The following is a 22,187-nucleotide window of genomic DNA, read 5'->3' on the forward strand; positions in this document are numbered from 1 at the left end:
CTCAATTCAGCTTGAGGCGCACGACCTGACCCGCCGCCCACTCAAAGCGTGCGGCCTCGAAGCTGGGCGGGCCGAAGCTGCCCGTGGCGTCGTTGGAGAAGCCGTAGGGCTCGGTGGGCATGCCAAAGGCGTTGCGATCAAGCCGGCCATTGGCATTGGCGTCCTGAACGACGGTCAGCGCCAGCGGCTGGGACAGCAGCGCGTCGGGCAGCCCGGACAAGGTCAGGCTGACGCGATCGCCGTCGGCGTGGCGTTCGATCTTCAGCTCGGCCAGCGCAAACCGCTGGGCCCAGCTCGGCTTGCCCAGCCAGGGGTCGGTGGCACGGTAGGCCGCCACCATCAGCGTGGCGCCGGCAACACGGCTGGCGTCCAGGCCCTGCACGTCCAGTTGGCGCTCGCCGGCCTGCGCGAGCAAGGGGGCCAGCAGGCACGCGGCCAGCAGGATGGGGCGGGGCTTGGCGTTCGTCATCGTCGACTCCTCGGTCGTGCAGTAGGGATAGCTGCACTCTAGGAATCGGCAGGCCGGCGCACGAGGGCGCTGCGACGGATCGCGCGCCGCGGGCGTGAACGGTCAGCCCGCGGCGTGAACAGCGGCTCAGCCGCGGCGCTTGCGGACCGCTGCGGCCAGCTCGCGCAACAGCGGCTCGGTCTGGGCCCAGCCCAGGCAGGCATCGGTGATCGAGACGCCGGCCTTCAAGTCCGCGCGGGTCTGCCCCGGCAGCAGGTCCTGGCGGCCCGGCTGCAGGTGGCTTTCGATCATCACGCCCGTGATGCGATGGTCGCCGCCGGCGATCTGGCCTGCCACGTCCTGCCCCACATCCACCTGACGCTCGTACTTCTTGCTGCTGTTGGCGTGCGAGAAGTCGATCATGACCTGCTCGCGCAGGCCCGACGCCTTCAGCGCATCGCAGGCCGCGTTCACCGAGGCGGCGTCGTAGTTGGGCGCCTTGCCGCCACGCAGGATGACGTGGCAGTCGGCATTGCCGCGCGTCTCGAAGATCGCGGCCGTGCCCATCTTGGTCATGCCCATGAAGGCATGTGCGCTGGCGGCGGCCAGCACGGCGTCGCTGGCGACCTTGATGCCGCCGTCGGTGCCGTTCTTGAAGCCGACCGGACAGCTCAGGCCCGAGGCCAGCTGGCGATGGCTCTGGCTCTCGGTCGTGCGCGCGCCGATGGCGCCCCAGGCGATCAGGTCGGAGATGTACTGCGGCGACAGCAGGTCCAGGAATTCCGTGCCCGCGGGCAGGCCCAGGCCGTTCACGTCCAGCAGCAGCCGGCGCGCCAGGCGCAGGCCTTCGTTCATGTGGAAGCTGCCGTCCAGCCGCGGGTCGTTGATGTAGCCCTTCCAGCCCACCGTCGTGCGCGGCTTCTCGAAATACACGCGCATGACCACCAGCAGGTCGCGGCTGAGCTCGTCGCGCGCCGCCTTGAGCAGGTGGGCGTACTGCATCGCCTGGTCATGGTCGTGGATGGAGCAAGGGCCCACGATGACCAGCAGCCGGTCGTCGCGGCCGTGCAGCACATCGCTGATCTGCTGGCGCGCCTGCTCGACGAGTTCCAGCGTGCCGTCGGGGATGGGCAGCTCCTCCAGCAGCAGCGCCGGGCTGATCAGCGCGCGCACGGCGCCGATGCGGGTGTCGTCGGTGCGGGTCGTGTCGCGGGTCTCATCGCGGGAGCCCGCTTCGCGGTCGTGGTGGGGGTTGTCCAAAGGTTTCATGACTAGGCTCCAGGCAAGCGGCGGATTGTCGCCTTTCGGCAAGAGCCCTGCAGGCAGCCGGCCACCCGCGCACGAGGCCCGCGCTGGGCGGGCGCTTAAAATGCTGCCCGTGCTCCGCTGGTTCCGACTCCTGGTCATCGCCCTGCTGCTGCCGGCCTATGCCCTGGCAGCCATCGGCACGCCGCCCGGCCCCGGGGCCGCCAGCGCGGCCTGCGCGCTGGCCGACACCGAAACACCGGATGGCGACGTCGCCGCCCTCGTCGACGAGCTCGGCGACACGACGGACGACATGTCCGACCACTGCCTGCCTTACACGGCCACCTTCCCCACGGCACTGACGCCGGCCGCGCCGGCCAGCCTGGGGCGACGCCTGGCCGTCGATGCGCCGCTCACGCGCATCCTGCGCCCGCCTCGCCAGGCCACCGGCTGCTGACGCCGCTGCGACGCCGTTCGCAGCGCCCGCTCCCTCCGCACCTGACTGCGCCCCGTCCGCGACGGCGCGCCTCGCCGACGCCCGCAACGGGCGTGGCGCCCCACATCTGTCTTCCATGGAAATTGCCCTCCTGCTCGCCCTCATCCTGATCAACGGCGTCTTCGCGATGTCGGAGATCGGCCTCGTCACCGCCCGCAAGGCCCGGCTGCAGCGCCTCATCGACGACGGCGACCTTGCCGCCGCCGTGGCGCTGAAGCTCGGCGCCGACCCCACACGCTTTCTCTCCACCATCCAGATCGGCATCACCTCGATCGGCGTGCTCAACGGCATCGTCGGCGAAGCCGCGCTCGCCGGGCCGCTGGCCGAGTGGCTGCTCGACCTTGGCGTCCCCTCCGCCTACGCCAGCGGTCTGGCGACCGGCCTGGTGGTGCTCGTGATCACCTATTTCTCCATCGTGCTGGGCGAGCTGGTGCCCAAGCGGCTGGGCCAGTCGCACCCGGAGCTCGTCGCCCGGCTGGTGGCACGGCCCATCTCGGCGCTGGCCCTGGCCACCAAGCCCTTCGTCGCGCTGCTGGCCGGCTCGACGAACGCGCTGCTGCGGCTGCTGGGCGTGCGCGACCAGGGCGCGGCCGCCGTCACCGAGGAGGAGATCCATGCGCTGCTCGCCGAAGGCACCAGCGCCGGCGTCATCGAATCGCACGAACACACGATGGTGCGCAACGTGTTCCGCCTCGACGACCGCCAGATCGGCTCGCTGATGGTGCCGCGCGCCGACATCGTCTGCCTCGACCTCCAGCACAGCGCCGAGCAGACGCTGGCCGTGCTGACCGGCTCGCACCACGAGCGCTTCCCGGTCGTGCGCGGCAGCCTCGACGACATCGTCGGCGTGGCCAGCGCGCGCGAGATCCTGACGCGGCAGCTGCGCGGCGCGGCGCCGCTCACCGAGACCGGCATGGCCCCCCCGCTCTACGTGCCCGAGACGCTGACGGGCATGGAGTTGCTGGAGAACTTCCGCGGCAGCAATGTGCACATGGCCTTCGTCATCGACGAGTACGGCGAGATCAAGGGCCTGGTCACGCTGCAAGACCTGGTGGAGGCCATCACCGGCGAGTTCCAGCCCCGCGACCCGGCGCTCGCCTGGGCCGTGCAGCGTGATGACGGTTCCTGGCTGCTGGACGGGCACATCCCCGTGCCCGAACTGAAGGACCGGCTGGAACTGGCGGCCGTTCCCGAAGAGGAGCGCGGCCGCTACCACACGCTCAGCGGCATGATGATGCTGCTGACCGGCCGCCTGCCACGCGTCGCCGAAGCCGTCGACTGGGAGTCCTGGCGCTTCGAGATCGTCGACATGGACGGCAAGACCATCGACAAGGTGCTGGCCACGCGGCTGCCGCAGCCGCCGCAGGACAGCCTGGCGCAGGGAGGCTGACGCATGCGCCCCGCCACCCACCGCGCAGCCGTTGCCGCCATCGCCGCGCTGCTGCTCACGGCCTGCACCGGCTACCCCAGCGAAGACGCCGCGCCCGCCAACCCCTTCGACCTCAGCAACGCCGAGCGGCTGCAGGCGTTGCAGGCCATCGGCGCCAAGGCCAACCGCCCGGAGCGCAGCCGCTTCGCGCTGGACGGCGACTGCAGGCTGCGCGTCACGCGCAGCGGCGGCGACGCACCGGCCGACCGTTTCGAGCATGTGCTCAGGCCCGGCCAGCATGTCGGCATCAGCTTCGACAAGGTGACGCGCGTTTTCGAGGTGCACCTGCTGTCCGAGGCTGGCACCGGCGGCGAGCGCCTGGGCCTGCTGCTGCGCAGCGCCCAGTGGATGCAGGCCAGCCAGGCCGACCTGCTCGTCCAGCTGATGATCCGCGACTGCCGGGCCATGGTTGAACCGGCAGACAAGCCGCTCGCCGCGGCCTGAGCCCCGGAAACGCGGAGCCCCATCGCCGCAAAATTCCACCAAGTTATAATCAAACCAAGAAACTCGATTGATAAGTCATTTTGATTGAGTCGTGGTACTTGCGGGCCAGCCTCGGCCCCATCGCACCACGGGTCCGGGCCCTGCCCGGCAAGCGGCGGGGCCCGCCCCGCCACCGACCAGCCAGGCTCCACGCCCGCAGCGCCCCTCGACCAGGCCCGCTGCAGGCGCCAGGAGTTGCGGCGGGTATTGCTTGCGCTCCATGTCGTTCTCAGTGCCCGCCGGCAGCCCTGTGAGGCTGACGCGGCGACTGCGCGCGCCCGTCTCCTCCTGGCGCTGATGGCACGACGGCCGGCGCCGCCCGCGGTGCCGGCGACCTGTTCACCGGCCGCAGTGCCGCACGAAAGGAGCATGTCTATGGCCAAGGCCATCCACATCGACCACGTCTTCAAGGTCTTCGGCGACCAGCCCCAGCAGGCGCTGGCGCTGGTGCGCGAGGGGCTGTCCAAGCAGCAGATCCTGGCCCGCACCGGCCAGTCCATCGGCGTGTTCGACGCCAGCTTCGAGATCCAGGCCGGCGAGATCTTCGTCATCATGGGCCTGTCGGGCTCGGGCAAGTCGACGCTGGTTCGGCTGCTGAACCGGCTCATCGAGCCCAGCGCCGGTCGCATCGTCATCGATGGCGAGGACATCAACGGCCACAGCGACGCGCAGCTGCGCGCGCTGCGCCGCAAGGACATCAGCATGGTGTTCCAGTCTTTCGCGCTGATGCCGCACATGACCGTGCGCGACAACACCGCCTTCGGCCTCGAACTCGCCGGCACGCCCAAGGCGCAGCGGCTTGCCGCCGCCGACGACGCGCTGGCCCAGGTGGGCCTGGCCGGTTGGGGCGACAGCTACCCGGACGAGCTCTCCGGCGGCATGCAGCAGCGCGTGGGCCTGGCGCGTGCGCTGGCGGCAGACCCGTCCATCCTGCTGATGGACGAGGCCTTCTCGGCGCTGGACCCCATCATCCGCACCGAGATGCAGTCGGAGCTGCTGCGGCTGCAGCAGGTGCGCCGGCGCACCATCGTCTTCATCTCGCACGACCTCGACGAGGCCATGCGCATCGGCGACCGCATCGCCATCATGAAAGATGGCCACGTGGTGCAGGTCGGCACGCCCGACGAGATCCTTCGCCACCCGGCCGACGACTTCGTGCGCAGCTTCGTGCGCGGCGTCGACGCCGCCGCCGTGTTCAAGGCCGCCGACATCGCGCGCCAGCCGTTGACCCTCGTGGCCGAACACAGCGACCGGGGCGCTCGCGCGGCGCTGAAGCTGCTGGAAGACCAGGATCGCGATTTCGCCTACGTCACGAACCCCGCGCGGCACTACCTGGGCACCGTGTCGGCCGACCGCCTGCGCGCGGCGCTGGACGGCCACGACGGCCCGCTGGGGCTGCAGCACGCCTTCCTCCCCGCGGTGCCGACGCTGGCCGCCGACGCGCCGGTTGCCGGCCTGTTCGGCCAGGTCGCGCAAGCGCCCTGCGCCCTGCCCGTGGTGGCCGCGGATGGCCGCTTCTGCGGCGCCATCAGCAAGACGACGCTGCTGAAGTTCCTCGACCGCGACACGCCGCCCATCGAGAGCGCCGCCGCCGCCCTCCCCGCCTGACCCGGAGCCCGCATGAACGAGAACACCGCCCCCCTCTTCGACAGCGCCCCGATCGCCGACCTCGCGGCCAGCGCCAGTGCCGCCCCCGTGCCTGCCCCCGTGCCTGACGCCGTGCCTGACGCCGTGCCCACGACCGATGTCGACCCCTGGCAGGCGCTGTCGACCGCTGGCGATGCCGCCGACGCCCATGCCTGGCTGGACGCGCCCGCGGCCGTCGCCGTCGCGCCGGACAGCGCCTGGCAGCAGCTGCTGGACGGCACACTGCCCGTCAGCACCTGGATCAACCATGGCCTGGGCTGGGTCGTCGAGCAGGGCCGGCCCTTCTTCCAGCAGCTGCGCCTGCCCATCGACGCCACCTTGAACGCCGTCCAAGGGGCGCTCGGCAGCCTGCCTGCCACGGCCATGATCGCCCTGGTCGGCCTGCTGGCCTGGCAGTTTGCGGGCCGCAAGATCGCGTTGGGCAGCACGGCTTCTCTGGCGGTCGTGGCGGCCCTGGGCCTGTGGCCCGAGGCCATGGTGACGCTGTCGCTGGTGCTGACCTCGCTGCTGTTCTGCCTGCTGTTGGGCCTGCCCCTGGGCGTGCTGCTGGCCAGCAGCGACCGCGCACAGCGGCTGATGCGGCCCGTGCTCGACGCGATGCAGACCACGCCCGCCTTCGTCTACCTCGTGCCGGTGGTGATGCTGTTCGGCATCGGCAACGTGCCGGGCGTCATCGTCACCATCGTGTTCGCGCTGGCGCCGCTGGCGCGGCTGACCAACCTCGGCCTGCGCCAGGTGCGGCCCGATCTCATCGAGGCCGCGCGGGCCTACGGCGCCTCGCCGTGGCAGATGCTCCTCAAGGTGAAGCTGCCGTTGGCGATGCCGTCCATCATGGCCGGCATCAACCAGGCGCTGATGCTGTCGCTGTCCATGGTGGTCATCGCGTCGATGATCGCCGTCGGCGGCCTGGGGCAGATGGTGCTGCGCGGCATCGGCCGGCTGGACATGGGCCTGGCCAGCGTCGGCGGCCTGGGCATCGTGCTGCTGGCCATCACGCTGGACCGGCTGACGCAGGCGCTGGGCCGCTCGCGCCGCCGCGCCGGCGGCCGGTGGTGGCACACCGGCCCGGCCGGGCTGCTGCTGCGCGGTCTGCAGCGCCTGCTGCGCCCCGCCGCCCCCTCCCCGGCCAAGCAAGGAGTGCAGGCATGACGAAGACCTGGATCCACCGCATCGCCCTGGTCGGCCTGCTGGCCATGGGCCTGGGCGCTGGCGCCGAGCCGCTGCCAGGCCAGGGCATCACGGTGCAGCCGCTCAAGAGCTCGCTGGCCGAGGAGGCGTTCCAGACGCTGCTGGTGTCACGGGCGCTGACGAGGCTCGGCTACACCGTGCTGCCGATGAAGGACCTGGAGCCCGCCACCGAGCACCTGGCGATCGCCAACGGCGACGCCACGTTCACGGCCAGCCACTGGCAGCGGCTGCATGCGGACTTCTACCGCCACAGCGGCGGCGACGCCAAGCTCTACCGCGCCGCTGGCGCCTACGCCGAGGGCGCCGTGCAGGGTTTCCTGATCGACCGCAAGACCGCTGAGCAGTACGGCATCACCCACCTCGACCAGCTGAAGAACCCGGACATCGCCCGGCTGTTCGACAGCGACGGTGACGGCCGCGCCGACCTGACCGGCTGCAACCCGGGCTGGGGCTGCGAGCTGGCGATCGAGCACCACCTGGACGCCCAGGGCCTGCGCGAGCAGGTGACGCACCGCCAGGGCAGCTACGCCGCGCTGATGGCCGACGCCATCGCGCGGTTCCGGCAGGGCCAGCCGGTGCTGTACTACACCTGGACGCCGTACTGGGTCAGCGCCGTGCTCAGGCCCGGCACGGACGTGGTCTGGCTGCAGCTGTCCTCCGAGGCCGCGCCCGACACGCAACTGCCCAACGGCCGCAACTACGGCTTTCAGCCCGACCGGCAGCAGATCGTGGCCAACCGCGCCTTCGCCGAGCGCAACCCCGCTGCGGCCCGGCTGTTCGACGTGATGCGCCTGCCCATCACGGACATCAATGCGCAAAACCTGCGCATGAGCCAGGGCCAGAACTCGCAACGCGACATCGAACGCCACACCGACGGCTGGATACGCGCGCACCAGGCGCTGTTCGACGGCTGGATCGCGCAGGCGCTGCAGGTGACACCCGGGCATTAGCGACAATCCGCGCCATGCCCCTCGTTCCCTACGCCCTCACCCGCCCCTTCCTGTTCGGCCTGGACCCCGAGCACGCCCACGAGCTGACGCTGGACGCCATCGCCAAGCTGCAGAACACACCGCTGCAATGCCTGTGGAGCGGCGCCAGAGTCGCCGACCCGGTGACCCTCGCCGGGCTGCGCTTCCCCAACCGCATCGGCCTGGCCGCCGGCCTGGACAAGAACGGCCGCTGCATCGACGGCCTCGGGGCGATGGGCTTCGGCTTCATCGAGGTGGGCACCGTCACCCCCAAGGGCCAGCCCGGCAACGACAAGCCCCGCATGTTCCGCCTGCCCGAAGCGCAGGCGCTGATCAACCGCCTGGGCTTCAACAACGAGGGCCTGGCGAGCTTTGTCGCCAACGTGCAGCGCGCGCGCAGCTTCCGCCAGGCCGGGGGCATCCTGGGGCTGAACATCGGCAAGAACGCCGCCACGCCCATCGAGAGCGCGGCTGACGACTATCTGCTGGGGCTGCACGGCGTGTTCCCGCACGCCGACTACATCACCGTCAACATCTCCAGCCCCAACACCAAGAACCTGCGCGCGCTGCAGAGCGACGAGGCGCTGGACGCGCTGCTGTCGCGCCTGCAAAGCGCCAAGCTGCAACTGCAGAGCCAGAGCAGCCGCAAGGTGCCGATGTTCGTCAAGATCGCGCCGGACCTGGAGGAAGACCAGGTCGGCGTCATCGCGCGTACGCTCACGGCCAACGGCATCGACGGCGTCATCGCCACCAACACCACCATCGCACGCGACAAGGTCCAGGGCCTGGCCCACGCGGGTGAGACGGGCGGCCTGTCCGGCACCCCGGTGTTCGAAGCGAGCAACCGCGTCATCCGGCTGCTGCGCGCCGCGCTGCCGGCCGGCTACCCCATCATCGGCGCCGGTGGCGTGATGAGCGGCGCCGACGCCCGCGCCAAGATCGAGGCCGGCGCCGACCTCGTTCAGGTCTACACCGGCCTCATCTACAAGGGACCGGCGCTCGTCACCGAGTGCGCCCGAGCTCTCGCCCGCCGCTGACGGACCGGCTCGTGCGCCTCGCTGCCATCGCCCTGAGCAGCCTGCTGCTGGCCGGTTGCGCCACCGCGCCGGACCGCGACGGCCGGTTGCAGCCCGGCATCAGCCGCGGCGAGGACGTCATCGCCTGGCACGGCCAGCCGCGGCGGGTCTGGCCCGAAGCGGACGGCGGCCGCACGCTGGAATATTCCAGCCAGCCGATCGGCCGGCACTGCTACATGATCCGGTTCGACGCCGCCGGCAGACTCTTGGGGGTGACGGACGGCCTGTCGCCCGCCAGCCGCGCCCGCATCGAGCCGGGCATGACGCCCGAGCAGGTCAGCCACATCCTGGGCGGCGAGCGCAGCCGGGTCTTCTTCCGGCTCAGCGGTGAGGACGTGTGGGACTGGACCATCGAGCCCGACCAGATCGGCTACGGCCTGCGCTTCAACGTCCATTTCAAGGACGGCCGGGTGCTGCGCACCTCGCAGAGCATGGTCTTTCCCAGCCGGCGCTTTCCCGGCATGGACGACTGAGGCGGACAAACAAAAACGCCCCGATGCTTTGGGCACCAGGGCGAGGAGGCGCATACCGGCGGGATCGGGTCCGATCCCGCGGAAATGCTCAGTGATCAGTCTTGGCGACGACGGCGCGAGGCGACGAAGCCGACAATACCCAGGCCAGCGCCCAGCAGGGCGTAGGTTTCGGGTTCCGGCACCGGTGCAGCCACAGCCGACGACGCGATGGCGTAACCACCCGCCGTGAAGCCATAGCCAGCGACGGCGTAGTAGTAGCTGCCGGAGCCCAGCGTCACGCTGGTCTGGCCACCGAAGGCGGCGCCAGCGATGCCGTAGTCATCGGAAGTGCCGATGAGGCCATCGCTGCCCGTGCCCCACACGCTGAAGCCACCGACCAGAGCGCCGAAGCTCTCGACACCACCGGTCACGATCGACTTGGTGTCGAGCGAGAACGAGTAGGTGTCGAAGAACGAGCCGGTCGGCAGGACGGTGACGTCCAGTTCCAGCGCCGAGTGGGTGCCCCAGGAATCAGCGGCAGCGTGGCTGCTGATGGCGGTAAGTGCCGCAACCGCGGCGACGATCATTTTCAACTTCATTGCGTAGCTCCTGACTTTCTGACGGTCAAGCACAACCGCCGAGATTCATTGTGCAGTGCAACCAAACGAGAAAAAGTTCCAGCCACCCCTTCGTGCTAGGGGTAAAGAGACGGATGATTTGTCGCTATTCGTAAGCGATGGCACAGAAATAAGCACAAATGCGCCAATAAAAATCAGAAGTCACCAACTGCAATCGGGCGACTCGATGCGGCGCGAGCGCGGCGACCTTTTGCAAGCCGTCGACGGCCCTGCCCTTGCGGGCCCACCTGCCGACATCGCTGGCCGGAGACTTGTTGCGCAGCAGAGGATCATCCTGCCCAGCCGCCGCCTCCCGGGCATAGACCACTGACACGCATAAAAAAGCCCCGGCACCTTGCGGCACCGGGGCGAGAGACTGTCACCCGCCGGGCCTGTTCAACCCCGCAGGCTCACTCTCCGATCAGTCTTGACGACGACGGCGCGAGGCGACGAAGCCGACGATGCCCAGGCCAGCGCCCAGCAGGGCATAGGTTTCGGGTTCCGGCACCGCAGCCACGGCAGCCGAACTCAGCGAGAAGCTGCCCGACTTGCCGCCCTGCACGGCGTAGTAGTAGCTGCCGGCATCCAGCGTGAACGACGTGGTGGTCGTGAACGGCTTGCCGCCGAACGCCCAGCTCAGGCCGGTGACGGGCGTGTCATCCGCGTTATAGATGCCGAACGAACCGACAACACCGCTCGAGAGGAAAGTGGCCGTCAGGTCGAACGTGCCGCTCAGCGTGAAGTCGTATTCCTTGAAAAAGGCGCCGGACAGACCAGTTTCCGCGCCGATCTCGACGTCAGCATGCTGACCGCCAGCGAAGGTTGTGATCGAGGCGGCCTGCGCGCCCGTCGCGGCCAATGCCACCAGCGAGGCGGCGGCGAGGGATTTCAGTTTCATTTGCGTTGCTCCTGACTTACGACGGTCAAGCACAACCGTCGAAATTCATTGTGCAGTGCAGCGAAGCGAGAAAAAGTTCCGGTCACCCCTTCGTGCTAGGGGTGAGCAGCCTAAAGACTTGTGGCAATTTGTAAGTTGCTGCACATAACTCATCACAAATGCACCAGCAAAAGGCAGAAGTCACCAATTGCAAACGGGCGACTCAATCCGGTGCAAGGCCCGAAACCTTTTGCAGGCCATCGACCGCCCGGCCTTTACGGGCCCGCTTGCCGACATAGCCCGCCAGGGATTGATTGCGCAGCAACTCCTCGCGCGGCTTGCCGCCGCGGCCGCTGCCCAGCACCTTCAGCTGGGTCGCGAAGCAGGCCACCGCCAGCAGGCGATCCGGCCCCTCGAGATCCATCAGCATCAGGCCCTTGCCGCCCTTGGGCTGGTGCTTGAGCTCATCCAGCGGGAAGGTCAGCAGCCGGCCCTGCGTGCTCAGCACGCCGAGTTGCAGCGCGACAACGTCGGCCGGCACCAGCGCCAGCAGCGGCGCTTCGCCCTCGTCCAGCGCAAGGAAAGTCTTGCCGGCCTTCTGGCGGCCGACGAGGTCGCCGACCTGGGCCAGCAGGCCATAGCCGCTCGCCCCGGCCAACACCAGGCGCTGCGCGGGCGCGGCGGCCAAGTAATGGGCGATCTGCGTGCCGCTTTCCAGCTCGATCAGCGTCGTGATGGGCTGGCCGTCGCCCCGCCCGCCCGGCAGGACCGACACCGGCACGGAATAGACGCGCCCGTTGCTGCCGACGACGATCAGCGGATCGACGCTGCGGCAGCGGAACGCACCCCACAAACTGTCGCCCGCCTTGAAGGTCTGCACCGCGACATCCACCTCGTGGCCCTTCAGCGCCCGCACCCAGCCCTTCTGGCTGACGATGACGGTGACCGGCTCGTCGACGATCTTCACCTCGGCAACGACGCGCTTCTCGGCCTGGATCAGCGTGCGGCGGTCATCGCCGTACTGCTTGGCATCGGCCTCGATCTCCTTGATGACCGTGCGGCGCAGCGCGCTGGCGCTGCCCAGGATGTCCTCCAGCTTGGCGCGCTCGTCGCGCAGCTTGGCCAGGTCCTGCTCGATCTTGATGGCCTCCAGCCGCGCCAGCTGGCGCAGGCGGATTTCGAGGATGTCCTCGGCCTGGCGATCACTCAGGTTGAAGCGCGCGATCAGCGCTTCCTTGGGCTCGTCCGACTCGCGGATGATGCGGATGACCTCGTCGATGTTCAGCAGCACCAGCTGCCGGCCTTCGAGCACATGGATGCGCTCGTTGACCTTGGCCAGGCGATGCTCGGTGCGGCGGCGCACCGTCGCCTGGCGGAAGCCCACCCACTCGGTCAGGATCTGGCGCAGGCTCTTCTGCGTCGGCCGGCCGTCGTCGCCGATCATCGTCAGGTTGACCGGCGCGCTGCTCTCCAGGCTGGTGTGGGCCAGCAGCGTGTTGATGAGGTCTTGCTGCTCGACCGTGCGGCTCTTGGGCTCGAAGACGATGCGCACCGCGGCGTCCTTGCTGGACTCGTCGCGCACGCCGTCCAGCACGGCCAGCAAACCGGCCTTGAGCTGCAGCTGCTCGGGCGTCAGCGTCTTCTTGCCGGCCTTGACCTTGGGGTTGGACAGCTCCTCGATCTCTTCCAGCACCTTCTGCGCGCTGGTGCCATGCGGCAGCTCGGTGACGACCAGCTGCCACTGGCCACGCGCCAGGTCCTCGATCTTCCAGCGCGCGCGCACCTTGAGGCTGCCGCGACCGGACGTGTAGGCCGCGCGGATTTCCTCCGGCGCGCTGATGAGCTGGCCGCCGCCGGGGAAATCCGGGCCGGGCAGCAGGTCGAACAGCGCGTCGTCGCCGAGCTGGTCATCCTTCAGCAGCGCGACAGCAGCCGCCGCGACTTCGCGCAGGTTGTGGCTGGGGATCTCGGTCGCCAGGCCCACGGCGATGCCGCTGGCGCCATTCAGCAGCACGAAGGGCAGGCGCGCCGGCAGCTCGGTGGGCTCCTGCGTCGTGCCGTCGTAGTTGGGGCGGAAATCCACCGTGCCTTCGTCGATCTCGTCGAGCACGAGGCGGGCGATGGGCGCCAGGCGCGCTTCCGTGTAACGCATCGCCGCAGCGCCGTCACCGTCGCGGCTGCCGAAGTTGCCATGGCCGTCGATCAGCGGGTAGCGCAGCGAGAAGTCCTGCGCCATGCGCACCAGCGCGTCGTAGACGGATTGGTCGCCGTGTGGGTGAAAGCTGCCCAGCACGTCGCCAACGACCTTGGCGCCCTTGACCGGCTTGGCGCCCGAGGCGCCGCTCCAGCCCAACCCCAGGCGATGCATGGAATAGAGGATGCGCCGCTGCACGGGCTTCTGGCCGTCGGAGTAGGACGGCAGCGCACGCCCCTTGACGACGCTCAGCGCGTATTCGAGATAGGCCTGCTGCGCGTAGGCCGCCAGCGTCAGCGCGCTGGCGTCGTCGCCACCGTCGGTGGGGCCGTTGAAGTCGATCGTGGTCTGTTCGGAACTCATGGATGCAAGGTCAAGCGCTGCGCGCGAGCCGGCTGGCCCTGCTGCAGCAGGGCCCAGTACAGCTCCAGGACGAGCTGCACATGGGCCTGGGTTTCTTCGATGTTGGGCACGCGGTTGCCGGCCCGGCGCACGGCGCCTTCACCGGCGTTCCAGGCGGCCAGCGCCGCGTCGATGGACCGGAAGCGGCGCATCAGGTCGGCCAGCATGCGCGCGCCCGTGTGAATGTTGATGCGCGGCTCGATGAGGCGCGCGGCGTCGGCCGGTGTCGCATAGCGAAGGGCCGTCTCGGGCGTGATCTGCATCAGCCCCACGGCGCCGCGCGGAGACATCGCGTTGCGCTGGTAGCCCGACTCGACGGCGATGATGGCCTTGAGCAGGTCGGCATCCACCCCGTACAACGTGGCCGCCTCGCGCACCCAGGGCTGCACGGCCTTCACTTCCGGCGCGATGTCCAGCCAGTTCAGCAGCGCCACGCCCCCGTCCGTCTTGCCCGGCACGCGCTGCATGGTCACGCCGTCGAGCACACGTGTGTAGCGCCGATCGAGCTGGGTTGGCGCGAAATGCGCCACCCCCGTCGCATCGACAAAACCCCACAGCTCGGCCCGGGCCGGCAGTGCCAGCACCAGCGACAGGAGCGGCCACGCCTTCATGCGGCCTCCAGACCCAGGGCCACCCGGGCCTGATATTCGCGGTCCAGCAGCGACATGACCACCAGCGAGTCATAGCCATCGGCGCCGCCCACGGTCACGCGCACGCTTTCGCGCAGCCGCCCCTCCTCGACGAAGCCTTCGTCGGCATAGAGGTTGAGTGCCCGCGTGTTCAGCGCCTTCACGTCCAGCCAGAAGCGGTGCGCCTTCAGCTGCGTGAACGCCATGGCCTTGAGGAGCCGCACGGCCGCCCGCCCCAGGCCGCGCCCCTTGGCCTGCAGCACCAGGCGTTTCAGCTCGATGGAGCCATTCGGGTTGCGGCAGCCCTGCAGGATGACGAAGCCCACGCGGTCGAGCCCGTCGCCCTCTTCGAGGATGAAGTGGCGCGAGTCCGGGAAACGGATGGCCCCCTCGTGCTGCGTGCGCTCCCACGGCGTGATGAACGGCAGGTTGGCGCCGTCGCGCTCGACCGAGACGACCCAGTCCAGGTCGGACAGCATCGTGGGGCGCAGGCGCAGGGTCATGCCGAGACGGGCCGCGGGGTCAGATGTCGATTTCCACGGCGTCACCGTGGAGTTCCATGAGCTCGCGGCGCGACGCCGCCTCGCCCTTGCCCATGAGCTTGTTGAACGCGTCCACGGTGGCGGCGAAGTCGAACTGCCCGTAGGCCACGCGCGACAGCCGCCGCGTCTCGGGGTTCAGCGTCGTGTCCCACAACTGTTCGGCGTTCATCTCGCCCAGACCCTTGAAGCGGCTGATGCTCCATGATCCCTCGCGGGCACCTTCCTTGCGCAACTTGTCCAGTGCGGCGGTCAGCTCACCGTCGTCCAGCGCGTAGAGCTTGGCCATGGGCTTCTTGCCGCGCGCCGGGGCGTCGATGCGATAGAGCGGCGGCCGCGCCACGTAGACGTGGCCGGTCTCGACCAGCTTGGGGAAGTGGCGGAAGAAGAGCGTGAGCAGCAGCACCTGGATGTGCGAGCCGTCCACGTCGGCGTCGGACAGGATGCAGACCTTGCCGTAGCGCAGGCCGGAGAGGTCCGGCGTGTCGTTGGGGCCGTGCGGGTCCACGCCCAGCGCCACCGAGATGTCGTGGATCTCGTTGTTCTTGAACAGCAGGTCGCGCTCGACCTCCCAGGCGTTCAGCACCTTGCCGCGCAGCGGCAGGATGGCCTGGGTCTCCTTGTCGCGGCCCATCTTGGCGCTGCCGCCGGCGGAGTCGCCCTCGACGAGGAAGACCTCGTTGAGCGTCAGGTCGCGGCTTTCGCAGTCGGTCAGCTTGCCCGGCAGCACGGCCACGCCGGAGCCCTTGCGCTTCTCGACCTTCTGGCTGGCGCGTTGCCGCGTTTGTGCCTGCTTGATGACCAGCTCGGCCAGCTTCTTGCCGTGCTCGACATGCTGGTTGAGCCACAGCTCGAACGTCGGCTTCACATAGGCCGCAACCAGCCGCAGCGCGTCGCGAGAGTTCAGCCGCTCCTTGGTCTGGCCCTGGAACTGCGGGTCCAGCACCTTGGCGCTCAGCACGAAGCTGGCCCGCGAGAACACGTCGTCGGGCATCAGCTTCACGCCCTTGGGCAGCAGCGAGTGCATCTCGATGAAACCCTTGACCGCGCCGAACAAGCCGTCCTTCAGGCCCGATTCGTGCGTGCCGCCGGCCACGGTCGGGATCAGGTTCACGTAGCTCTCGCGCAGCGGTGCGCCGTCTTCCGTGAAGGCCACGCACCAGGCCGCGCCCTCGCCTTCGGCGAAGTTCTCGCTCTCGCCGGCGGAGGCGAAGCCCTCGCCCTCGAACAGCGGGATCAGCGGGTCGCCGTTCAGCGACTGCGCCAGGTAGTCGCGCAGGCCCGCCTTGTAGAGCCAGGTCGTGGTCTCGCCGGTCTTCTCGATCTTCAGCGTGACCGTCACGCCCGGCATCAGCACGGCCTTGGAGCGCAGCAGGTGCACCAGCTCATGGCGGGGCAGCTCGGCGCTCTCGAAATACTTGGGGTCGGGCCAGACGCGCACCGTCGTGCCCTGCTTGCGGTCGCCGCTGGCGGCCGGCCGCGTGACGACCTGCTGCACCACATCGCCATGCTCGAAGGCGATGCCAGCCACCTGCTTCTCGCGCCAGACGGCCACCTCCAGCCGCTTGGCCAGCGCGTTCGTCACCGACACACCGACGCCGTGCAGGCCGCCCGAGAAGCTGTAGGCGCCGCCCGAGCCCTTGTCGAACTTGCCGCCGGCGTGCAGCCGCGTGTAGACGATCTCGATGACCGGCACGCCTTCTTCCGGGTGCAGGCCGAACGGAATGCCGCGGCCGTCGTCGGCCACCGACACGGAGCCATCGGCATGCAGCGTCATGTCGATGCGCTTGCCGTGGCCGGCCAGCGCCTCGTCGGCCGCGTTGTCGATGACCTCCTGGATGCAGTGCAGCGGGTTCTCGGTGCGGGTGTACATGCCCGGCCGCTGCTTGACGGGCTCCAGCCCCTTCAGGACGCGGATGGAGGCTTCGCCGTACTCGGCGGGTTTGGCGGCAGAGGGGGAAGACGGACGACTCGACATAGGGGCGGGATTCTAAGAAGAGGCTCGGGCTAGGATTCGCGGCTCCCGAAGACCGAGTGCCGACGCTTGAGATTCCTGATCGCCTGCTTGTTGCTGACCTGTAGTTTTTCACAGGCCCAGACCCCTTCATCTCCGCAACAGCCCTACCAGGCCAGCGCCCCGCTGACCTGGGAGCTGAAAAATGCCCGCTGGTTCGACGGCCACGCCATCCAGCGCGGCAACCTCTATGTGGAGAACGGCCAGTTCGTCGGCAGGAGGCCGCCCAAGGTCAACCGCAAGATGGACATGCACGGCCAGGTGCTCATCCCACCGCTGGCCGAGGCCCACAACCACAACCTGCAGACCGCCTGGGGATGGGGCCAGTTCGCGGACAAGTACATCGATGAAGGCGTCTTCTACGCCGCCATGCTGTGTGGCGACCCTGAAGGCGTTGCCGAGGTCCGCCCGCTGACCGACTCGCGCGCGGCGCCGGACGTGAGCTTCGTCACCGCCTGCATCACGTCCAGCAACGGCTACCCGCTGGCGGCCGTGCTGCCCGAACCGACGCCCGAGGCCGCGGCGGCGCAGCACAAGATCGTCATCGTCGACAGCCCGGAGCAGGCCATCGAGCAATGGACCGCCATCCGCGCACGCGGCAGCCAGTGGCTGCGCCTGGTGCTGGCGCACAGCGAACGGCCGGAGCTGCGCCAGCAGACCGAGCATTTCGGCCGCCTGGGCCTGACGCCCGAGACCGCCGCCGAGCTGACCCGGCTGGCCCATGCCGACGGGCTGCACGTCGTCGCCCACGTCGAGACCGCCGCCGACTTCGATGCCGCGCTGGCCGCCGGCGTGGACACCATCGCCCATGTGCCTGGCTACGCCAACCTGCTGGATGAACCGCCGGAGCAGTTCCTCATTGCCGAGGCGTCGGCCGCGCGCGCCGCGCAGCAGCACACCGCGGTCATCACGACCACGGCCGCCACCGCGCTGTTCCGCCTGGACGACGGCCCGGCGGCCGCCTTGCGCGAGATCCAGCGCACCAACCTCGCCCGGTTGCAGGCCGCCGGCGTGCCTCTGCTGGTGGGCTCGGACGTCTTCATCGGCACGGCGCGTACCGAGCTGCATGCGCTCGACGAACTCGGCATGGACCGCGCCACACTGCTGCGGCTGGCCACCATCGACACACCGCGCGCGCTCTTCCCTGGTCGCAAGATCGGCTGTTTCGAGCCCGGGTGCGAGGCCAGCTTCCTGCTGCTCAGCGGCGACCCGATCGCCGACCTCGGCGTGCTTGACGTGCCCATGCTGCGCGTCAAGCAGGGGCGGCTGTTGACCCGGCTGGCCGACGTCGCCGCGTCCAGCTCCCAGGCCAGCGCCTCGACGGCCGACGCCCCCAAAACCGCCGCCAAGAAGAAGGGCGGCAAGGCCAAGCCGGCCACCAAATCGTCGAACAAATCGCCCGCTGCGCCCGCCAAAGCCAAGACGTCCAGCAAGGCCAAGCCGCGCTGATTACAGTCGCGCGATGAACACGCCCCGCCCTCCCGCTCCCGGGCTAACCGTCCAGCAGGTGCTGCTGTGCGGCGCGCTCATCGTCACGCTGTCGATGGGCATACGCCATGGCTTCGGCTTCTGGCTGCAACCCATCATCACGGAGCGCGGCTGGACGCGCGAGACCTTCTCCTTCGCCATGGCGGTGCAGAACCTGTCGTGGGGCGCTGCCGGCCCCATCGCCGGCATGCTGGCCGACCGTTTCGGCAGCTGGAAGGTGCTCATCGGCGGCGGACTGGCCTATGCGCTGGGCCTGGTCATGATGGCGATCACCAGCCACCCGCTGAGCTTCACGCTGGGGGCCGGCGTGCTCATCGGCGTCGCCCAATCGGGCTCGACCTACGCCATCATCTACGGCGTGCTGGGCCGCACCGTCTCGCCCGAGAAGCGCTCCTGGGCCTTCGGCGTGGCCGCCGCCGCCGGCTCGTTCGGCCAGTTCGCGATGATCCCGCTGGAAACCTGGCTCATCAGCCACGCCGGCTGGCAGACCGCCCTGTTCCTGCTGGCCACCGCCGCGCTGCTGATCCTGCCGCTGGCGCTGGGCCTGCGCGAACGCCAGGCGGCGAGTGGCGCGGCGGGCCACCAGAGCGTCGGCCAGGCGCTGCGCGAAGCCTTCGGCTACCGCAGCTTTCAGTTGCTGATGCTGGGTTATTTCGTCTGCGGCTTCCAGGTCGTGTTCATTGGCGTGCACCTGCCCAGTTATCTGAAGGACCACGGCCTGGGGCTGGAGGTCTCCACCGGCGCGCTGATGCTGATCGGGCTGTTCAACGTCTTCGGCACCTACACCGCCGGCTCGCTGGGCCAGCGTTTCCCGAAGCGCCACCTGCTGGCGGCCATCTACGGCCTGCGCGCGGTGGCCATCGTCATCTTCCTCAGCGTGCCGCTCACGCCACTGAGCGTCTACGTCTTCGCGGCGGTCATCGGCTTCCTGTGGCTGTCCACCGTGCCGCCGACCAATGCCGTCGTCGCGCAGATCTTCGGCGCGCAGCACCTGTCCATGCTCGGCGGCTTCGTCTTCTTCAGCCACCAGATCGGCAGCTTCCTGGGCGTCTGGCTGGGCGGCAAGCTGTACGACGCCACCGGCAGCTACGACATCGTCTGGATGCTGGCGATTGCGCTGGGCATCGTCGCCATGCTGGCCAACCTGCCCGTGCGCGAGACGCCGATCGACCGGTCTGCGCGCGCCCTGCCCGCATGAAGCCGCGCCGGTGGGTCCTGCCATCGCTGGCCGTCACCGTGCTGGCGTTGACGATCCTGGCCTACCGCCATCCGGCAGTCATGATCCAACTGAGCGAACAAATCTGGGCCTGCTTCGGATGAACACCTCCCCCTCCGCCTGGCTGCAACGCTTCGCGCCCCAACCACCGGCGCGCGCGCTGGACGTCGCTTGCGGCTCGGGCCGCAACCTGCGATGGCTGGCCGAGGCCGGCTGGCAGGTGACGGGCGTGGACCGTGACACCGCCGCCACGGCCCCATTGCAAAGCCTTGCAAAGATCGTCGACGCCGACATCGAGAACGCCCCGTGGCCCATCGCACCGCAGGCCTTCGATCTCGTCGTCGTCTGCAACTACCTGTGGCGCCCGCTGATCGACGACATCAAGTCCGCCGTCAAGCCGGGCGGCTGGCTCATCTGGGAAACCTTTGCCGACGGCCAGCAAACCATCGGCCGCCCCGCGCGGCCCGATTTCCTGCTGCAGCGGGGCGAGCTGCTGCGCGTCTGCGAGGGTTGGCGCATCGTCGCGTACGAAGACGTGTTCGAAGGCGGCGTCAACCCGCGCTTCGTGCAGCGCGTTGCGGCCATTCGGCCGGCCACGCCCATGGTTGCCGCAGCCTAAAATCCCCCGATTCCTTCTGACATTTCCACCATGAAGCCCATCCTCGGCAGCATCGTCGCCCTCGTCACGCCCATGAACGAGGACGGCAGCATCGACTACCTCGCCCTGCGCCGCCTCATCGACTGGCATGTCGAGGAAGGCACCGCCTGCATCGGCGTCGTCGGCACCACCGGCGAGTCGCCCACGGTGAGCATGGAGGAGAACCGCGAAATCATCCGCGTGGCCGTCGAGCACGCCAAGGGCCGCATCCCCGTGCTGGCCGGCACCGGCGCCAACTCCACCGCCGAGGCCATCGAGCTGAGCCGTTACGCCAAGCAGGTTGGCGCTGACTGCACGCTGTCCGTGGTGCCCTACTACAACAAGCCGTCGCAGGAAGGCATCTACCAGCACTTCAAGGCCGTCGCCGAGGCCGTAGACATCCCCATGATGCTCTACAACGTGCCCGGTCGCACGATGGCAGACATGGCGCCCGAGACGACGCTGCGCTGTGCCACGCTGCCCGGCGTGTTCGGCATCAAGGAAGCCACCGGCAACATCGAGCGCGCCGCGTTCCTGATCAAGCATGCGCCCGAGGGCTTTCACGTCTACTCCGGCGACGACGGCACGGCCGTCGCCCTCATGCTGCTGGGCGGCCACGGCAACGTCAGCGTGACGGCCAACGTCGCGCCGCGCCAGATGGCCGAGATGTGCCGCCTGGCCATCGAAGGCAATGCCATCGAGGCCCGCAAGATCCACCTGAAGCTGCTGGGCCTGCACAAGCAACTCTTCTGCGAACCCAGCCCCTGCCCGACGAAGTGGGCACTGTCACGCCTGGGCCGCTGCGGCGCCGCGCTGCGGCTGCCCATCACGCCGCTGACAGCAGCCGGTCAGGCCAGCGTCGGGCAGGCGCTGATCGAAGCCGGACTGCTCTGAGTCCTCTGGTCTAATGCGCCGCTGCCCCTGGCTGGGCAACCTGTTCCCTCGGAGATTTCCAGCGTGACGTCCCTTTCCTCGCATCGCCCCACGGCGACCCGCCTGGCCTGCACGGCCTTTGTCCTGTCTCTCGCAGGCTGCAGCACCCTCGACGGCATGTTCTCGTCCGAGAAGGTCGACTACAAGACTGCGGCGAAGCAGACGCAGGGCCTGGACGTCCCGCCCGACCTGACCCAGCTCGCCAAGGACAACCGCGCCCAGGTGCAAGGTGGCTCGATCACCGCCTCCGCGCTGTCGGCGGCACGCCCGGCCAACAACAGCTCGGTGGCCGCGGCCAACTCCGTCGCCCCCAACAGCGCCGGCGAGATTCGTCTGGAACGCAGCGGCACCGACCGTTGGCTGCACACCTCCGCCACGCCGGAGCAGGTCTGGCCCCAGCTGCGCGCGTTCTGGCAGGAGCGCGGCCTGGAGCTGACGAAGGAGCAACCCGAAGTCGGCATCATGGAGACCAACTGGGCCGAGAACCGCGCCAAGCTGCCTAACGACATCGTCCGCGCCACCATCGGCAAGGTGTTCGACAGCTTCTGGTCCACCGGCGAGCGCGACATGTACCGCACCCGCGTGGAGCGCGGCACCAACGGCACCGACATCTTCATCAGCCACCGCGGCATGCAGGAGGTCTACACCACCTCCGCCAAGGACTCGACGACGTGGCAGAACCGCCCCAGCGACCCGACGCTGGAAGCCGAAATGCTGTCGCGCCTGATGCTCAAACTCGGCGGCCAGGAAGCCGCAGCCAAGGCCGTCGTGGCCCAGGCATCGGCACCTGGCGCCCAGCCCTCGCCGGCCGCCACCGGTGGCGAAGCGCCCCGCGCACGCCGCCCGCTGAGCGAAATCCCGAGCAGCCTGACCGTGGCCGACGGCTTCGACCGCGCCTGGCGCCGCGTCGGCCTGTCGCTGGATCGCCATGGCTTCACCATCGAAGACCGCGACCGCGCTGCCGGCCTGTTCTTCCTGCGCTATGCAGACCCCGAGAAGGCCGGCGAGGAAGAACCCAACTTCTTCCAGCGCCTGTTCGGCGCGAAGACTACTGCACCGGTGCGCTACCGCGTGTCGGTCAAGACCGAGGGCGACAAGAGCGTCGTGCGCGTGCTCGACGAACGCGGCCAGGCCATCACCGATGACAACGCCAAGCGCATCCTCGGACTGCTGATGGACGATCTGAAGTGAACATCAGGCGCCTCAGCC

At 69.1% G+C, this 22,187-nt stretch carries 22 protein-coding genes; 14 read left to right on the forward strand and 8 right to left on the reverse strand.

What is annotated here, in order from left to right; genetic code table 11:
- Position 1: 1 nt before the first annotated feature.
- Both ACG00X_RS13085 and ACG00X_RS13090 read right to left on the reverse strand, forming a co-directional pair.
- A complete protein-coding gene (locus ACG00X_RS13085; RefSeq protein ID WP_394488624.1) occupies positions 2 to 469 on the reverse strand; it encodes a DUF2141 domain-containing protein in 468 nt (155 codons plus the stop codon).
- A 126-nt stretch (positions 470 to 595) separates the two neighbouring features.
- Positions 596 to 1,717, reverse strand: a complete 1,122-nt coding sequence (locus ACG00X_RS13090; protein ID WP_394488625.1) for a 3-deoxy-7-phosphoheptulonate synthase — start codon at positions 1,715 to 1,717, stop codon at positions 596 to 598.
- A 100-nt stretch (positions 1,718 to 1,817) separates the two neighbouring features.
- On the opposite strand from ACG00X_RS13090, the gene ACG00X_RS13095 reads away from it, so the two are divergent.
- The 8 genes from ACG00X_RS13095 (at position 1,818) to ACG00X_RS13130 (ending at position 9,453) form a co-directional block, all read left to right on the forward strand.
- Positions 1,818 to 2,150, forward strand: a complete 333-nt coding sequence (locus ACG00X_RS13095; protein WP_394488626.1) for a hypothetical protein — start codon at positions 1,818 to 1,820, stop codon at positions 2,148 to 2,150.
- Positions 2,151 to 2,265: 115 nt separating this feature from the next.
- Entirely contained in the window at positions 2,266 to 3,579 is a 1,314-nt protein-coding gene (locus ACG00X_RS13100; protein ID WP_394488627.1) for a hemolysin family protein, read from the forward strand.
- Between the two features lie 3 nt (positions 3,580 to 3,582).
- A complete protein-coding gene (locus ACG00X_RS13105; RefSeq protein ID WP_394488628.1) occupies positions 3,583 to 4,062 on the forward strand; it encodes a hypothetical protein in 480 nt (159 codons plus the stop codon).
- Between the two features lie 414 nt (positions 4,063 to 4,476).
- Positions 4,477 to 5,709 (forward strand): glycine betaine/L-proline ABC transporter ATP-binding protein ProV, encoded by a 1,233-nt coding sequence (proV, locus tag ACG00X_RS13110; protein WP_394488779.1) that lies wholly within the window; start codon positions 4,477 to 4,479, stop codon positions 5,707 to 5,709.
- A 12-nt stretch (positions 5,710 to 5,721) separates the two neighbouring features.
- Positions 5,722 to 6,897, forward strand: a complete 1,176-nt coding sequence (gene proW, locus ACG00X_RS13115; RefSeq protein ID WP_394488629.1) for a glycine betaine/L-proline ABC transporter permease ProW — start codon at positions 5,722 to 5,724, stop codon at positions 6,895 to 6,897.
- Positions 6,894 to 7,886 (forward strand): glycine betaine/L-proline ABC transporter substrate-binding protein ProX, encoded by a 993-nt coding sequence (gene proX / locus ACG00X_RS13120; protein ID WP_394488630.1) that lies wholly within the window; start codon positions 6,894 to 6,896, stop codon positions 7,884 to 7,886. The genes proW and proX overlap by 4 nt, the downstream gene beginning before the upstream one ends.
- A gap of 14 nt (positions 7,887 to 7,900) precedes the next feature.
- Entirely contained in the window at positions 7,901 to 8,941 is a 1,041-nt protein-coding gene (locus ACG00X_RS13125) for a quinone-dependent dihydroorotate dehydrogenase (protein ID WP_394488631.1), read from the forward strand.
- Positions 8,942 to 8,952: 11 nt separating this feature from the next.
- Positions 8,953 to 9,453 carry an outer membrane protein assembly factor BamE gene (locus ACG00X_RS13130; RefSeq protein WP_394488632.1) on the forward strand — a complete coding sequence of 167 codons (501 nt, stop codon included), beginning with the start codon at positions 8,953 to 8,955 and terminating at the stop codon, positions 9,451 to 9,453.
- Between the two features lie 95 nt (positions 9,454 to 9,548).
- On the opposite strand, the gene ACG00X_RS13135 is transcribed toward ACG00X_RS13130, so the two are convergent.
- The 6 genes from ACG00X_RS13135 to ACG00X_RS13160 form a co-directional block, all read right to left on the reverse strand.
- Positions 9,549 to 10,031, reverse strand: coding sequence for an FxDxF family PEP-CTERM protein (locus ACG00X_RS13135; protein ID WP_394488633.1), 483 nt, complete (start codon positions 10,029 to 10,031; stop codon positions 9,549 to 9,551).
- A gap of 439 nt (positions 10,032 to 10,470) precedes the next feature.
- Positions 10,471 to 10,947: an FxDxF family PEP-CTERM protein gene (locus tag ACG00X_RS13140; protein WP_394488634.1), complete on the reverse strand. Its 477-nt coding sequence runs from the start codon at positions 10,945 to 10,947 to the stop codon at positions 10,471 to 10,473.
- Positions 10,948 to 11,149: 202 nt separating this feature from the next.
- The gene (gene parC, locus ACG00X_RS13145; RefSeq protein ID WP_394488635.1) at positions 11,150 to 13,483 is read right to left on the reverse strand and encodes a DNA topoisomerase IV subunit A; all 2,334 of its coding nucleotides are present in this window, start codon (positions 13,481 to 13,483) and stop codon (positions 11,150 to 11,152) included.
- Positions 13,480 to 14,133, reverse strand: a complete 654-nt coding sequence (locus ACG00X_RS13150) for a lytic transglycosylase domain-containing protein (RefSeq protein WP_394488636.1) — start codon at positions 14,131 to 14,133, stop codon at positions 13,480 to 13,482. Before ACG00X_RS13150 ends, parC begins: the two co-directional genes overlap by 4 nt.
- Complete coding sequence (locus ACG00X_RS13155) at positions 14,130 to 14,654, reverse strand: GNAT family N-acetyltransferase (protein WP_394488637.1); 525 nt, start codon at positions 14,652 to 14,654, stop codon at positions 14,130 to 14,132. The genes ACG00X_RS13150 and ACG00X_RS13155 overlap by 4 nt, the downstream gene beginning before the upstream one ends.
- A 19-nt stretch (positions 14,655 to 14,673) precedes the next feature.
- Positions 14,674 to 16,668: a DNA topoisomerase IV subunit B gene (locus ACG00X_RS13160; protein ID WP_394488638.1), complete on the reverse strand. Its 1,995-nt coding sequence runs from the start codon at positions 16,666 to 16,668 to the stop codon at positions 14,674 to 14,676.
- 66 nt (positions 16,669 to 16,734) lie between these two features.
- Between ACG00X_RS13160 and ACG00X_RS13165 the strand changes: the two genes are divergently transcribed.
- The 6 genes from ACG00X_RS13165 (at position 16,735) to bamC (ending at position 22,169) form a co-directional block, all read left to right on the forward strand.
- Positions 16,735 to 18,153 (forward strand): amidohydrolase family protein, encoded by a 1,419-nt coding sequence (locus tag ACG00X_RS13165; RefSeq protein ID WP_394488639.1) that lies wholly within the window; start codon positions 16,735 to 16,737, stop codon positions 18,151 to 18,153.
- Positions 18,154 to 18,166: 13 nt separating this feature from the next.
- Positions 18,167 to 19,390 carry an MFS transporter gene (locus tag ACG00X_RS13170; RefSeq protein WP_394488640.1) on the forward strand — a complete coding sequence of 408 codons (1,224 nt, stop codon included), beginning with the start codon at positions 18,167 to 18,169 and terminating at the stop codon, positions 19,388 to 19,390.
- Positions 19,387 to 19,512 (forward strand): hypothetical protein, encoded by a 126-nt coding sequence (locus ACG00X_RS13175; RefSeq protein ID WP_394488641.1) that lies wholly within the window; start codon positions 19,387 to 19,389, stop codon positions 19,510 to 19,512. Before ACG00X_RS13170 ends, ACG00X_RS13175 begins: the two co-directional genes overlap by 4 nt.
- Positions 19,509 to 20,027 (forward strand): class I SAM-dependent methyltransferase, encoded by a 519-nt coding sequence (locus tag ACG00X_RS13180; protein WP_394488642.1) that lies wholly within the window; start codon positions 19,509 to 19,511, stop codon positions 20,025 to 20,027. Before ACG00X_RS13175 ends, ACG00X_RS13180 begins: the two co-directional genes overlap by 4 nt.
- 30 nt (positions 20,028 to 20,057) lie before the next feature.
- The gene (gene dapA, locus ACG00X_RS13185; RefSeq protein WP_394488643.1) at positions 20,058 to 20,939 is read left to right on the forward strand and encodes a 4-hydroxy-tetrahydrodipicolinate synthase; all 882 of its coding nucleotides are present in this window, start codon (positions 20,058 to 20,060) and stop codon (positions 20,937 to 20,939) included.
- A gap of 63 nt (positions 20,940 to 21,002) precedes the next feature.
- Positions 21,003 to 22,169 carry an outer membrane protein assembly factor BamC gene (bamC, locus tag ACG00X_RS13190; protein ID WP_394488644.1) on the forward strand — a complete coding sequence of 389 codons (1,167 nt, stop codon included), beginning with the start codon at positions 21,003 to 21,005 and terminating at the stop codon, positions 22,167 to 22,169.
- Positions 22,170 to 22,187 lie beyond the last annotated feature (18 nt).

The sequence above is a fragment of the Pelomonas nitida genome (genome assembly GCF_043555975.1).
Taxonomy (GTDB): domain Bacteria; phylum Pseudomonadota; class Gammaproteobacteria; order Burkholderiales; family Burkholderiaceae_C; genus Pelomonas; species Pelomonas nitida.